We start from the raw sequence: 12563 nt of genomic DNA, 5'->3' as shown, positions 1-12563 counted from the left end.
TAAGGCTATTATTGTACACAAACTTGTGTGCGTTGTGCGGCCTTGCCAGTAAAACTCTGTTTTTTGACTCGTTTGAAACTCACAACACCAGCTTTGGCAGCGTGGATGGTGTAGTTTTTGCTCATATAGGTGCCTTCGCCAGAAATTTTAGTGGCGCCAGTTTGGCGAACTAAAACTTCTCCAGCGGAAACTTTTTGACCGCCAAATCGCTTAACGCCAAGACGTTGACCGGCATTGTTGTGGATATTCTTACTAGAACCACCAGCTTTAACCTTTGACATTCTTTACTCCTTATAGTTTCTATAAAACAATCTGTTCTAGTTTATCGAAAATAAAGCCAGTTGTCAAGCGGTTTTGGTTATATCTGCTGGTTTTAATACCAATATTTCTCTGGCGACAACTTGATCTTCACGGTAATATAAGAGGTTTTTATCGATAATTTGCTGATATCCAAGTTTTTTAAGATTTTTTATCAGAGGCAAATGAGTGAATTTACCTTCGCGATTTTGCCATGCTGGAACGGCTATGCAAAGCGTCGTGTCTGGACGGATTTGCGAGCGGATATTTTGCAGAAAACCGCTAATTATGTGATTACAATTTCCGACTACTTCGTGAAGTTTTTCTGGGCTAGGCGGCGCGGAAAACGGCTGACCCAAATATGTTTCGCAAACAATTCGAGAAATCCGCTCCTTTTGCTCATCTGTTAATTTTACAGAGGTAGCGTCGGCCTGACGTGCTTGCCAGAAAGTGTTTGTCGAAAAAGTTTTTTCCACCCAGTTCATATTTTCAGTCGTGTAAGATATCATCTTATCGCTCAAATCGCTGCCATAAGCATTTACGCCAATAAGCGCAGCCTCTTGTAATACCGTTCCTGTGCCACAAAACGGATCCCAGAGGTAATCGTTAGGTTTTGCGCCAGACAGGTTAATCATAATTTGTGCAAGTTTAGGCGGAAGCATTCCCACGAAAGCGTCGCGCTTTGGTCGCTCGCGGTCGCGCTGAGTGTATGAATTGATATTTTGAGCGCCACGACTTTCAGCGATTATCAAATCTCCGTATATGTTCCTGGCCATGATAATTTCAATTTTCGCCTCAGACCTGCCGAGTTTATTATTGTGAGAGGTCGCAGTGGACAGCGCGGCGGTTTTATTAGGAATTAGGCGCAAACTGACGCCAGATTTTTTCAGGTTGTTTTTTAAGATGATTCCGATCTTTTGGATGTTTCTCGGATCTGTTTTATTGCCATAAAAACTTATTCCAAGCGTTATTTTTTTCTGACTATTCGAAAGTTTTTTTGTGTATTTTTCAACAATAATTTTTGAGGCTTGGAGCAGGGCATTGTGGTCTGATTTTTGCGACTTTATCTTCGTGATGACTTGTCCGCATTTAATTGTTCCGCCGAGATTGTCAATTGATAAATTGTCGCAATTAACCGTGGTGGCTTGGTTGGAGATTTTTTGGACATTTTTAGCACCGTAAACCGCCTCTAATTCAGCGATAGAGATTTCTGGTTGACGGCCAAGAATAGCTATAAACATGTCGTAATTATAACATTTATCGTGGTATAATGAAGATTATGTTACCGAAGGTGTTGCAATTGTTGAAATCGCCACGAGCCATTATGAGCGTTTTGACGTTGGTGGTTTTGGCAATAATAATTTTTCTATCTCGGCATGAGCTAGTGAAGGCGTGGAATCTGTTTTTGCACGCGGATTTATGGCTATTGTTCTTGCTATTACCGTTTCAGATTATCGTGTACTTCGCTGGCGGCGAAATGATTTTTTCGTATTTAAGAGAGAAGAATCTGATTCATCATATTTCCAGGCTGGAGCAGACGAGGATTGCACTGGAGCTTAATTTGGTCAATCACATTTTTCCGTCGGGCGGAGTTAGCGGGATTTCGTATACGACGTGGCGAATGCATAAGCTTGGTGTGAGCTCGGCACGTTCGACATTTGCGCAGGTGATTCGTTACGTTACGGGATTTTTGTCGCTTTTGGTTTTGTTGGTGATTGCTGTGCTGGCGCTGGCTATCGACGGCAAGGTTAATCGTTATATCGTTGCGGCGAGTTTCTTGCTGATTATCGTGGTTTTGGCACTGACGTTTGGTCTGATTTTTGTGTTTTCGTCAAAGCGTCGTATGCAGGCAACTGCGGCTGGGCTGTCGAGGTTTATTAATACGCTAGTAAAAATTGCCACCTTAGGTAAGAAGCGACGAGTAATGAAGTCGAAGAAAGTCGAAGAGTTTTTTGTTGACATGCAGGACGATTTTCAAGATTTGTCCAATCATCCGAAACTTCTAATAAAACCGATGATTTGGGGAACTGTCTACACTGTTTTTGACGTGGCGATGTTTGCTGTGGCGTTTCTGTCGCTGGGTGTTTTTGTTAATCCGGCGATTCTGATGGTTGGATATGGCGTGGCGGGATTGGCGGCAATTGTCGTGTTTACTCCCGGCGGAACCGGCGTTTATGAAACTATTATGATTATTTTCTTAAGTATGGCAGGCACTCCGCCGGATTTGGCGATTGCTGGAATAATTTTGACGCGAGCAATTTTACTTACTGGCACGATTATCTTTGGCTATATTTTCTATCAACACGCACTGATTAAATACGGCAAGCCAGATGATTCCCAGATTTAGCGTTAGCAATTTCATAGCAGTTGTCAATCAAACTTTTGACGTGGCTTTTGCTGGAATGGTTGAAATTGAGGGCGAGGTTTCTAGTTTCAAGTCTTATCCTCCGAAATACGCTTTTTTCGATCTGAAAGATGACGACGGCCTGGTTCGGTGTTTTGTTGGTTTTAGCAATTTACGTACGCCAATTGAAGATGGAATGAAAGTTGTCGTTCGAGCGATGCCGGTGCTTAGAGATAATGGCGCCTTTAGTCTGAACGTTCAAGAAATTCGCCCATTAGGTAAGGGAAGTTTGAAGCGAAGTTTTGAGCTTTTGAAGCAAAAATTGACAGTCGAGGGTTTGTTTAATTCTGAAAGAAAGCGTCCATTACCGCAATATCCTCAGAGAGTGGCTATTATTTCCAGTACAAAAGCGGCGGGATATGCTGACTTTATGAAGATTTCTAGCGAACGTTGGGGTGGTGTGAAATTTGTAGTCGCCGATGTTAATGTACAGGGCGTGAATGCTGCAGATCAAGCTGTTCGAGCAATATCATATTTTAATCAAATGCCAGAATCTCCAGATGTGATTGTTTTGATTCGTGGCGGTGGCAGTGCGGAAGATTTGGCGAGTTTTAACGATGAAAAACTGGTACGGGCGGTGGCGAGTAGCCGCATTCCGACAATGACTGGAATTGGTCATGAAATTGATGAGAGTTTATGTGATTTGGCGGCGGACGTTCGCGCAGCCACGCCGAGTAACGCCGCACAATTGCTGTTTCCTGATGAGCGAGAAGTGGTTCGGCATTTGCATTACAGACTAATTGACGCGAAAGACTCAATTTGTAGAGCTGTCGAAGAACAATCGCTTAATGCAACAATGTTGCAAAAAGAAGCGCTAAAACAGTGGTCAAGTCGTGTGGATACGGCTGTAAATGCAACATTGTCGCAACAAAAAGTCATCGCTGAGTATGATCCGGAAATGGCGCTGCGTCGTGGCTATGCAATGATCAAGGGCGATTTACAGATTGGTAATATTGTAGAGATTACAACAAAAGATATAATTATGAAAGCGAGGATTGAGAATAGTGAACAACGATATGACGATTGAGCAAATGATGGCTGAATTGAACGAGCGAATCGCGTGGTTTCAAGGCGATGATTTTAATCTGGATGAGGCGAAACAGAGATTTATTGAGGCGAGAGAGTTATCAAAAAAAATTACTGCCACTCTGGAAGATATGCGACATGATATCGAGGTTCTTAGCGAGGATTTTAACGCTGAGTAAGATCTTTACATCAATTAAAGCATAAGCTATACTTTACAATATGATGACGAGAGATAAGAGTGAGCGTGGCTCAGTTAATGGCTGGATGGTCGGCACAATCGGCTGTCTGATATTGTTTTTGATTGCTGGATCTTTGGCAATTTGGGCGTACATGCAATATTCCCGAGAAAAAAGCAGTGTTGATAGTAAAGTTGCGATTGAAGTTGCTAAGGGGAAGAGCGAACAAGCCGAATCAGACCAGAAGAAATTTTCTGAAGAAGCGAAAAACCCGCGTATTGAATTTGTCGGTCCTGCTGAATACGGTCGAGTGTCGTTCATGTATCCAAAAACTTGGAGCGTGTACGTAGCAAATGACGGCAGCGACAGGGGTGATTACAAAGCCTATCTTCATCCAGTTTCAGTTCCTTCGACAACTAATAAAAATAGTCGGTTTGCGCTGAGGCTAGAGATTATCAACAAGAATATGGATACGGTGCTGAATGATTATCAATCACGACTGAAGAAGGGTGAATTGACCTCAAGTAGTACTGAGTTTAATGGAATTTCAGCAACTCGGATTGACGGTACGTTTGAGAAAGAATTGCGCGGCTCTGTGGTTTTGATGAAAGTTCGCGATAAAACTATTCGTTTTTCAACCGACGCGGATACGTTTAAGCCAGATTTCCAGACTATATTGAGCACTGTAAAAATCTCTGAATAGAAAAACCCAGTACATATTTGCTATACTAGAATTGTATGGCAGGTAAAGAGTGGAGTGATGCTGATTTTGGAGGATTGCCGAGCGTTTTAGTGGCGGCACATGAGCTGAAAACGCCGCTGGCTTTGATTAGGCAATTAGCGCTACTGCTGGACGACGATTTGACTAGCTCTGCCGATAAAACTCAGATCCAGCAACGAATTATTCGGACTTCTGAGCAGGCGTTGCAGCTTACGATTGATTTGGCAAATTCAGCTAATTTAACGCCGTCGTTATTTCCGCTTGAGCCGGTCAACCCGTTGGCTTTATGTCAGCAAGTAGCGATGGAAACGAAGTTCAACGCAATGCTTTACGGACGAAAAGTTAGATGGCCTAAGAGCGGTCGAAATAGTCAATTGATATTAGCGAACCGAACACTTTTGGGGCGAATTTTAGCGAATTTTTTGAATAACGCGTTGGCGTATACGGAGGACGGATCGGAGATTAAGGTTTCGGTTAAGGCGACAAAAGATGCCGTGAGAATGAGCGTACGAGATTTTGGGCCGATGATGAGTTTGAGGGAATATCGGCTTTTGCTTGATGAAATGGAAACGCGAAAAACCGTGCGAACAAGGCCGGAAAGTAGCGGGCTGGGGATTTATGTGGCGAATCAATTTGCGCGGGCGATGAATGGGCGAATTGGTCTGATTCGTCATCGCGATGGACTGACTTTTTATGTAGAAATGCCAATTAGTCGGCAGCTGAGTTTGATATGAAAAAACTGTTAATTGTTGAGGACGATAAGAATTGGGCGGATATCCTGGGCAAGTTTGCTGTGGATGTTGGCGTGGAATATCGAGTGGCGGTTTTTGGTGGTCAGGCGATTGAAATTATTGACGATTGGCAACCTGACGCTTTAATTTTGGATATGTTGTTGGCTGGTGAAACGGCGATTGCTCTGTTGAATGAGTTGCGGTCGTACGCGGATTTGGCGAGTTTGCCGATTGTGGTTTGTACGAATATCGACGTTAAAATGGACGATTTGCGTCCGCTTGGCGTGAAGGCGATTTTGAATAAAACATCGATGCGTCCGAATGAGGCGCGGGCAATTTTTCGCGAGGTTCTAAATGACGGGGCAGAGTGAACGAGTAAAAGCGATCGTTTTGAGGCGAACGAATTACGCCGAAGCTGACCGAGTTTTGCAATTATTAACGCCAAAAGGTCGACGTAGTGTAATCGCAAAAGGCGTGCGTCGGGAGCGCAGTAAATTGGCGGGCGGAATTGAATTATTCGCGATTTGCGATGTGGTTATTCGCTCTGGTCGGGGCGATTTGGGACTATTAACTTCCGCTCGATTGTCGGCTTTTTATCGGCATATTTTGGAAGATTATGATCGGATGCAGTTTGCATATTCGGTGATGAAACTGGTTTCTGTGGCGAGTGAAAACATTGACGAACCAGAGTGGTATTATGTGCTGAGTCAAGTTTTGGAGCAATTAAATAATCCCGCGATAAATCAAAAATTGATTGAAACGTGGTTTTATTTGCAATACGCAAGTTTGCTGGGTGATGAATTGAATCTTCGCACGGACGTAACGACAGCGGCGCTACTTCCTGATAAAAAATATATGTATGACAATGCAGAGAAAGGTTTGAGATTGGCGGAGCAGGGCGATTTGGGCGCAGACGCAATCAAGCTACTGAGGTTAATTCAGGCAAAACCACTCGCGAATGTGGCGCAAATTGGCGGAATAACTGAGGTTATAAACGATTGCTGGTTGACTGCCAGACAGCACGCCGCGGTGTAAAATTGCTCGTAAAATGGTATAATTTAGGAAATAATGTGAATCGCCATGTTGCCAACATGGAGAAAGGTTTTTTCAATGAGTCAAGCAAAAATGGAAGATATTATTAGCCTGTGTAAGCGTCGCGGTTTTATTTATCAGGGCTCTGATGTTTACGGCGGTTTGTCTGGAACGTGGGATTATGGTCCGCTTGGCGTTCAATTGAAGCGCAATATTATGAATTTATGGTGGCGAATGTTTGTTGGCGAGCGCGACGATATATATGGCGTCGATGCGGCAATTTTGATGAATCCGAAAGTCTGGAAGGCGAGTGGACATGTTGATACGTTTGTCGATCCATTGTGTGAAGATACGGTTAATCATCGGCGTTATCGTACGGATCATATCCTTAAAGACAATGGGGTTGATGCTGACGGTTTGACGATGGAGCAAATGGATGAAGTAATTGCGGAACGGGGAATTAAAAGCCCAGACGGAAATCCACTAAGTAAATCTCGCACGTTCAATATGATGTTTAAGACGAATGTTGGTGCTACCGAAAGTGAAGACAGCGTTGCATATCTTCGTCCAGAAACGGCTCAGGGAATTTTTACCAATTTTAAGAACGTTGTTGATAGTTTTTATCCAGACTTGCCGTTTGGAATTGCTCAGCAGGGCAAGGCGTTTCGTAATGAAATTGCGCCGCGAGATTTTGTTTTTCGCAGTCGCGAGTTTGAGCAAATGGAGATTGAGTATTTTGTCAATCCAGAAAATTGGCAGGAAGCGTTTGATGAATTGTTGAAGTCGACGCACGAGTTTTTGGAGGCGTTGGGATTAGATCCTAGGAATATTCACGAGCTGGATGTTCCGGCGGAAGACAGGGCGCATTACAGTAAGAAGACGATTGACATTGAATATGATTTTCCAATTGGCAAGGAAGAGCTGATGGGAATTGCATATCGGACTGATTTTGACCTGATGAACATTCAGCGCGTCAGCGGAAAGAGTATGGAATATACGATCAAGGGGACGAATGAGAAGTTTGTACCGCACGTGATTGAGCCGAGTTTTGGCGTCGAGCGAGCGCTGATGGCGGTCTTGTCGAGCGCTTATCGCGAGGACGAGCAGAATGGCAGTAAACGTGTTTATTTGGCGCTTCCAGAACATTTGGCGCCGGTTAAATTTGCCGTTTCGCCGCTACTTAAGAATAAGCCGGAACTGGTGGAGAAGGCGCGTGAAATTTACACCAACCTATCTAAGAAAAATCCTGGACGTGTTATGTGGGATGACAATGGAAACATCGGTAAGCGTTATCGCCGTCAGGATGAAATTGGTACGCCGCACTGCGTGGTTATTGATTTTCAGACGCTGGAAGATGACACCGTTACTGTTCGTGAGCGAGATACGACGGAGCAGAGGCGAGTTAATATAAAAGATCTCGTATAGGAAGGTGTAATGACGAAAATACTTGCAATTATTTCTACTCATGGCAATGAATTGCTGGGGCCGAATATGCTTTCGTACATGTTAAATAAACGTTCGGAGCTGTTGGAATATGTTGATTTTATGGTGGCTAATCCCAGAGCTTATTCGCAGAACGTTCGATACGTTGAGTCTGATTTGAATAGGAGTTATGGGTCTAATTTGGATACGTACGAAGCACGACGATCGAAAGCCATAGAGGATCGAATTAAGTTGTTGCAGCCAGAATTGGTGCTAGATTTTCATACGACCACTGCTGAGCAGCCAGATTTGCTAATTACCGCGAACGTGGAAGATAAAGTCTCTCGTGATTTTATTAATGCGAGTGCAATTAAAGATGTGTTAGTTGTTGAGCCGCTTAATGATATCACGACTGTAGCTCCGCATTTTGTAGCTTATGAGGTGCCAAATTCTCATTTGAATGCCGATTTATATGAACGGATCTGTACGGATATTCGGAAATATCTAGACGGAAAAGTGTCGGATCAAGAGCATACTTTTTATAAGATGATAGGGAAAATTTTGCCCGAAGAAGTTCAGGCGGATTCTGGTCTTGAGAATTTTGTATATAGTAATACGCTTGGGGTAATTCCGTCGTTCCTCGGAGAGGAAGCATATAGACAAGATGGCACGTATGCCGGTTTTAAGCTAGAAAAGTTCATATAATAACACAAGATCACTTACGTGTTAGTTGAGTAAATAATTGTGATATAATTGCTATTATGTCAAACGCCATAAACGGACAACTCATCACGCACGATTCAGAAGGTGCTATCAAGCGCGATTACCTCTATCGTGTTTCCATAAAGGCTCTGATTTATAATGATGCTGGGCAGATTTTGGTTGTTAAAGAGGACGGGCGGCCGCTTTGGGATCTTCCTGGCGGCGGAATGGATTATGGTGAAACTTTTGAGTCGGCATTGAAGCGGGAATTATATGAAGAGGTTGGCTATAAGGGCAATCTTCGCTATCAGCTTTTTGATGCGTCGGACGAGATTTATGTTGAGCGAATTGATGCTAATCAAATTTGTTTTTCTTGTCGTGTGTGGACGGAAAATTTTGATTTTTCAGCGGGCGTTGATGCGGACGAAGTAATGTTTATAGATCCTGAAGAGCTGCGACTCCAAGAGAGCGAGTCGGGTGCGCCGATTCGATATAACGTGCATTTGAAGTGGCAGAAATTGTGTGGCGCAAATAGTTTGCCGACAGAATAGTATTGACTTTTTCCATAAAATAGTATAGAATATAACGCATGGAAAAAAGTACAGGCGGCGTATCTTTTGGTATTAGATTTATTGACTCTGGTAATGGCTCAGAGAATTATTCCTCTGTTGAAAGTCGGCGCTTGATTGGAATCTATGATGGCGATTGGTCTTTGGAAGAAGATGGGGCTGTGAACGCGTCCATGACAATCGCCAGAAGAGTGGGCGATGTTCGTAGTCATAATAATTTGATAGAGAAAGTTCACGGAATTGGCGCGAAAGAGGCGCGAGTATCTATTTCAGAGTGCCTTGGAATTGAAGATGAAAAGGTTGAGCTGGACGGCAGGCTCCTGAATGACCCTATGTCATACGGTGGAATTTCTTTCTCGTGTAAGGCGATTCCGACTGAGCTTTATGTCCCTGACACTTTTGAAGGTGATCAAAAGGTTGAAGTTGTTAGGATTGCTCTGCGTGTTGGGGCTGTAGCCTTACATTGCTCGGGGTTGCCATTGGAGGAATTAAAGAAGTCTCCCGTTAAACATTTTTCCTCGGATGAAGTAGATAAGTTGGTTCGTATTTTTCATAGTAACGTGTATTTTGGTAAAGAGTGGGGAGAATATAAGAAAATTGCCAAGGATCTTTAACGTATGAGGAAAACTGATAATTACGGCGCCAGAGTTAAAATCGAAAACATCATTGGGGGGGCGATATTGATGAAGTCGATGAGAATTCACTGTTTGCTCTATTAACCGGATTAGCTATTAGAAAAGGTCGGATTTTTGATATAGACATAGTATTGGCTAGTCGTGATGATAAATATTCGGGACACGTTGAATTAGCGGAGAAGCGTCTCCCTAGTCAGTCCACATCCATACAATCGCCATCTCAGTTTCCGTATGATAGGATTGAGTTGCGAAGCTGGCGAGATAAGTTGGGTGTGCAGTCTTTCGGCAGAATGAAAGGGGATTTCGACAAGGATGCTTATTTTTCCTCAGATAATGCGGAATATCTCATGAGACGAGTGGCCGCCGTGGCTGTTGGGCTTTGTTTGGAAACGCCTTTACAAGAGCTGGATTCTGTCAAGGAATTTTCGGCCGAGGAATTGGCAGAAGCGTGGCCGAGGCTTAGGTACGGAATTTACATTTAATATTGTCATTGCTATAATAACCATATGCATATTATTCTTGGTGGGACGAGTGGGCTTGGATTAGAAATGGCGAAGCAGCTGCGGGAACGTGGCGAGCGTGTTTTGGTTTTAGGTAAAACGCATAATCCGCAGAAGCACGGTGAGGGCTTTCCTCTGGATGTTTATTATTCAGATCAAGTGGAAGCGGCGTCGGCGCGAATTGAACAGATCTTAAACGGTGATGATATTGATCAATTCGTGTGGGCAGCTGGTTATGGCTGGCGTGGCAATTTTGAAGATCAGCCGAGCGTTCGCAGTATGGCGGAAGTTAATTTTTCGGGCGCGTTGCCGCTGGTCCAATGGGCTTGGCGTAAGATGTCAACGCAGAATCGCAAGTCTGTATTGACGATTATCGGGTCGACAAGCAGTGTTAAAGCGCGCTCAGATGAAGCTGTGTATGTTGCGACGAAGCACGCTCAAGCGGGTTTGGCGCGAAGTTTGGGAATGCAGGCGGATGAGCAAAAATTACCAGTCAGAGTTGCGCTATTTCTTCCAGGCGCCATGAAAACGCCATTTTGGAACGGTCGAGAACTTCCGGCTGACTATATGTTTTTCAACGATCCTGCGAAAATTGCCACGCACATTATAAATGCGATTGATTGTCAACAGCAGCCATTCTTGGAATGGGCGTTGCCAAAAGGCACGTTGGTTTAGGCTTTCCAAGGTGCTATAATTCAAGCATGACAGATAGTTCGAATAATGATCATTTTGGGGTAAAAATTGTAGTTATTGGTGGCGGAACGGGAAGTTTCACGCTGCTTTCTGGATTGAAAAAATATACACACAGCATTACAGCGTTGGTCAATATGGTCGACGATGGCGGCTCAACTGGCGTGTTGCGCGATGAATTGGGCGTGTTGCCGGCGGGTGACGTCAGGCAATGCTTGGTGGCGCTGAGTACTTCGCCGAAAGTTCGCGATTTGTTCAATTACCGGTTCGGCGAGGGCAGTATGAAGGGTCACGCGTTTGGTAATTTGTTTATGGCGGCGCTAGAAAAGATGACAGGAAGTTTTGCTGATGCGGTGGAGTTGGCTAGTGAAGTTTTGGGCGTCAATGGCCGAGTTTATCCGATTACTCTGGACGACACAACGATGTCAATTAAGCTGAAAGACGGCACGGTTGTTGATGGTCAGCACGCGGCTGAGTCGCTAAAGATTCCGCGCGGCGAGCGTCCGTGGCTAGAGCTTAAACCGCCAGCTACGATCAATCCGAGAGCTCGTCAAGCAATTTTGGATGCCGATTTGGTGGTGATTGCGCCGGGGCTTTTATATGGTAGTTTGGCGCCAGCGTTATTGGTTCGAGGCGTTACTCGGGCGCTTGCTGAAACGAAGGCGAAGAAAGTCTATGTTTGCAATTTGGTCACCAAGCCAACGCAGACTGATGGATTTACCGTGGCGGATTTTGCGGATGAAATTGAGCGATTTTCAGGGGTGAATATGGATTATGTGCTTTACAATAACCATCGCCCGCCAGAGGAATTGATAAAGAAATATGCTCATGATGGCGAATATTTGGTCGAATGGGATAAGGAATTGCTGAAGAAAAAGCATTATTATGCGTCGGGCAAGCGTTTGATTGCTGATGACGTGTGGGTCAATACGAACTCCACCAGTGACCCATTGGCGGCTCAGCGTAGCTTGATTCGTCACGATGCCGACAGGGTGGCGCGCGAATTGATGCGGATTTATTTTGCCTAATTGGCGGCAAAAACTTTTCAATTCTTGAGGTTAATCCGGTAGCGAGGATTGATGCGTCGGATTATGGTATAGACGTGCCGTGTGCTATCATAAAATATGCGAAGGAATTATGCGTTGAATGAAAATTGACAATAGTTTTCCAACTGTTTTTTGGGGCAAAGACAAGTCGACGAAAGCTCAATTTTGTCCGTGCGAAGAGATTTTCGACTCCTCGCCTGTGACATCGTGTATGGTTTGTGTAGTTCATGAAAATAAAATACTTCTGGCCAAGCCACCGCGTGGCTGGGGTTTGCCAGGTGGCCGTATGGAATTAGGAGAAACACCAGAAGATTGTGCGCGGCGCGAGGTGTATGAGGAAACATCCGTTGAACTAAATTCTCTAAAATTGATTGGTGCTTGGCATATTGAAAAGCTATTTCATTCTGAATATAACGGTAGATACCCTGATAGGGCATATCAGCTGCTTTTTCTGGCTGATGTAAAACGAATAGATGATTTTGTAGCTTCGCACGAATCGTCAGCCAGGGAGTTTGTGGAATTTGATAAAGTACAAGACTATCACCATGATTTTGCTAATTTTGCTGAGATTATGAGATACATTAGGAAGTGTATAATATGAGTGAGCTAATT

General features: G+C 44.1%; 17 protein-coding genes. 15 read left to right on the top strand and 2 right to left on the bottom strand.

Annotation, left to right across the window (positions count from 1 at the left end; genetic code table 11):
* Window positions 1-8 precede the first annotated feature (8 nt).
* Complete coding sequence (locus LRM49_RS02695) at window positions 9-281, bottom strand: 50S ribosomal protein L27 (RefSeq protein ID WP_243777691.1); 273 nt, start codon at window positions 279-281, stop codon at window positions 9-11.
* Between the two features lie 63 nt (window positions 282-344).
* Window positions 345-1538, bottom strand: a complete 1194-nt coding sequence (locus LRM49_RS02690) for a TRM11 family SAM-dependent methyltransferase (protein ID WP_243777690.1) — start codon at window positions 1536-1538, stop codon at window positions 345-347.
* A gap of 29 nt (window positions 1539-1567) precedes the next feature.
* Here LRM49_RS02690 and LRM49_RS02685 point away from each other — a divergent pair, with 29 nt between their 5' ends.
* From LRM49_RS02685 to LRM49_RS02615, 15 genes are all read left to right on the top strand, one after another.
* Window positions 1568-2644, top strand: a complete 1077-nt coding sequence (locus tag LRM49_RS02685; RefSeq protein WP_243777689.1) for a lysylphosphatidylglycerol synthase transmembrane domain-containing protein — start codon at window positions 1568-1570, stop codon at window positions 2642-2644.
* A complete protein-coding gene (xseA, locus tag LRM49_RS02680) occupies window positions 2628-3728 on the top strand; it encodes an exodeoxyribonuclease VII large subunit (RefSeq protein ID WP_243777688.1) in 1101 nt (366 codons plus the stop codon). Before LRM49_RS02685 ends, xseA begins: the two co-directional genes overlap by 17 nt.
* The gene (locus LRM49_RS02675; RefSeq protein WP_129632493.1) at window positions 3706-3906 is read left to right on the top strand and encodes an exodeoxyribonuclease VII small subunit; all 201 of its coding nucleotides are present in this window, start codon (window positions 3706-3708) and stop codon (window positions 3904-3906) included. The genes xseA and LRM49_RS02675 overlap by 23 nt, the downstream gene beginning before the upstream one ends.
* Before the next feature lie 40 nt (window positions 3907-3946).
* Window positions 3947-4606, top strand: coding sequence for a hypothetical protein (locus LRM49_RS02670; RefSeq protein WP_243777687.1), 660 nt, complete (start codon window positions 3947-3949; stop codon window positions 4604-4606).
* Window positions 4607-4641: 35 nt separating this feature from the next.
* On the top strand, window positions 4642-5358 hold the full coding sequence (locus LRM49_RS02665) for a sensor histidine kinase (protein WP_243777686.1): 717 nt from the start codon (window positions 4642-4644) through the stop codon (window positions 5356-5358).
* Complete coding sequence (locus tag LRM49_RS02660; protein ID WP_243777685.1) at window positions 5355-5726, top strand: response regulator; 372 nt, start codon at window positions 5355-5357, stop codon at window positions 5724-5726. Before LRM49_RS02665 ends, LRM49_RS02660 begins: the two co-directional genes overlap by 4 nt.
* Window positions 5710-6390: a DNA repair protein RecO gene (recO, locus tag LRM49_RS02655; protein WP_243777684.1), complete on the top strand. Its 681-nt coding sequence runs from the start codon at window positions 5710-5712 to the stop codon at window positions 6388-6390. The genes LRM49_RS02660 and recO overlap by 17 nt, the downstream gene beginning before the upstream one ends.
* 75 nt (window positions 6391-6465) lie before the next feature.
* Entirely contained in the window at window positions 6466-7812 is a 1347-nt protein-coding gene (locus LRM49_RS02650; protein WP_243777683.1) for a glycine--tRNA ligase, read from the top strand.
* 9 nt (window positions 7813-7821) lie between these two features.
* A complete protein-coding gene (locus tag LRM49_RS02645) occupies window positions 7822-8514 on the top strand; it encodes a M14 family metallopeptidase (RefSeq protein ID WP_243777682.1) in 693 nt (230 codons plus the stop codon).
* Between the two features lie 56 nt (window positions 8515-8570).
* Window positions 8571-9062, top strand: coding sequence for an NUDIX hydrolase (locus LRM49_RS02640; RefSeq protein WP_146423022.1), 492 nt, complete (start codon window positions 8571-8573; stop codon window positions 9060-9062).
* Window positions 9063-9100: 38 nt separating this feature from the next.
* Complete coding sequence (locus LRM49_RS02635) at window positions 9101-9694, top strand: hypothetical protein (RefSeq protein WP_243777681.1); 594 nt, start codon at window positions 9101-9103, stop codon at window positions 9692-9694.
* A 152-nt stretch (window positions 9695-9846) separates the two neighbouring features.
* Window positions 9847-10197 (top strand): hypothetical protein, encoded by a 351-nt coding sequence (locus LRM49_RS02630; RefSeq protein ID WP_243777680.1) that lies wholly within the window; start codon window positions 9847-9849, stop codon window positions 10195-10197.
* A 24-nt stretch (window positions 10198-10221) separates the two neighbouring features.
* Window positions 10222-10890, top strand: coding sequence for an SDR family NAD(P)-dependent oxidoreductase (locus LRM49_RS02625; RefSeq protein WP_243777679.1), 669 nt, complete (start codon window positions 10222-10224; stop codon window positions 10888-10890).
* Between the two features lie 26 nt (window positions 10891-10916).
* Entirely contained in the window at window positions 10917-11933 is a 1017-nt protein-coding gene (locus tag LRM49_RS02620) for a gluconeogenesis factor YvcK family protein (RefSeq protein ID WP_243777678.1), read from the top strand.
* Between the two features lie 118 nt (window positions 11934-12051).
* Window positions 12052-12552: an NUDIX hydrolase gene (locus tag LRM49_RS02615; RefSeq protein WP_243777677.1), complete on the top strand. Its 501-nt coding sequence runs from the start codon at window positions 12052-12054 to the stop codon at window positions 12550-12552.
* The last annotated feature ends 11 nt before the right edge of the window (window positions 12553-12563 follow it).

It is taken from the genome of Candidatus Nanosynbacter sp. HMT-352 (genome assembly GCF_022819365.1).
Lineage (GTDB): Bacteria > Patescibacteriota > Saccharimonadia > Saccharimonadales > Saccharimonadaceae > Nanosynbacter.
This window is presented reverse-complemented; position numbering and strand designations above follow the sequence as displayed.

Coding starts and splice junctions, on each gene's coding strand:
- LRM49_RS02660 (WP_243777685.1), top strand. CDS start 5,355: ATGAAAAAACTGTTAATTGTTGAGGACGATAAGAATTGGGCGGATATC.
- LRM49_RS02690 (WP_243777690.1), bottom strand. CDS start 1,538: ATGTTTATAGCTATTCTTGGCCGTCAACCAGAAATCTCTATCGCTGAA.
- recO (WP_243777684.1), top strand. CDS start 5,710: ATGACGGGGCAGAGTGAACGAGTAAAAGCGATCGTTTTGAGGCGAACG.
- LRM49_RS02695 (WP_243777691.1), bottom strand. CDS start 281: ATGTCAAAGGTTAAAGCTGGTGGTTCTAGTAAGAATATCCACAACAAT.
- LRM49_RS02645 (WP_243777682.1), top strand. CDS start 7,822: ATGACGAAAATACTTGCAATTATTTCTACTCATGGCAATGAATTGCTG.
- LRM49_RS02625 (WP_243777679.1), top strand. CDS start 10,222: ATGCATATTATTCTTGGTGGGACGAGTGGGCTTGGATTAGAAATGGCG.
- LRM49_RS02620 (WP_243777678.1), top strand. CDS start 10,917: ATGACAGATAGTTCGAATAATGATCATTTTGGGGTAAAAATTGTAGTT.
- LRM49_RS02650 (WP_243777683.1), top strand. CDS start 6,466: ATGAGTCAAGCAAAAATGGAAGATATTATTAGCCTGTGTAAGCGTCGC.
- LRM49_RS02670 (WP_243777687.1), top strand. CDS start 3,947: ATGATGACGAGAGATAAGAGTGAGCGTGGCTCAGTTAATGGCTGGATG.
- LRM49_RS02635 (WP_243777681.1), top strand. CDS start 9,101: ATGGAAAAAAGTACAGGCGGCGTATCTTTTGGTATTAGATTTATTGAC.
- LRM49_RS02640 (WP_146423022.1), top strand. CDS start 8,571: ATGTCAAACGCCATAAACGGACAACTCATCACGCACGATTCAGAAGGT.
- LRM49_RS02665 (WP_243777686.1), top strand. CDS start 4,642: ATGGCAGGTAAAGAGTGGAGTGATGCTGATTTTGGAGGATTGCCGAGC.
- LRM49_RS02685 (WP_243777689.1), top strand. CDS start 1,568: ATGAAGATTATGTTACCGAAGGTGTTGCAATTGTTGAAATCGCCACGA.
- xseA (WP_243777688.1), top strand. CDS start 2,628: ATGATTCCCAGATTTAGCGTTAGCAATTTCATAGCAGTTGTCAATCAA.
- LRM49_RS02615 (WP_243777677.1), top strand. CDS start 12,052: ATGAAAATTGACAATAGTTTTCCAACTGTTTTTTGGGGCAAAGACAAG.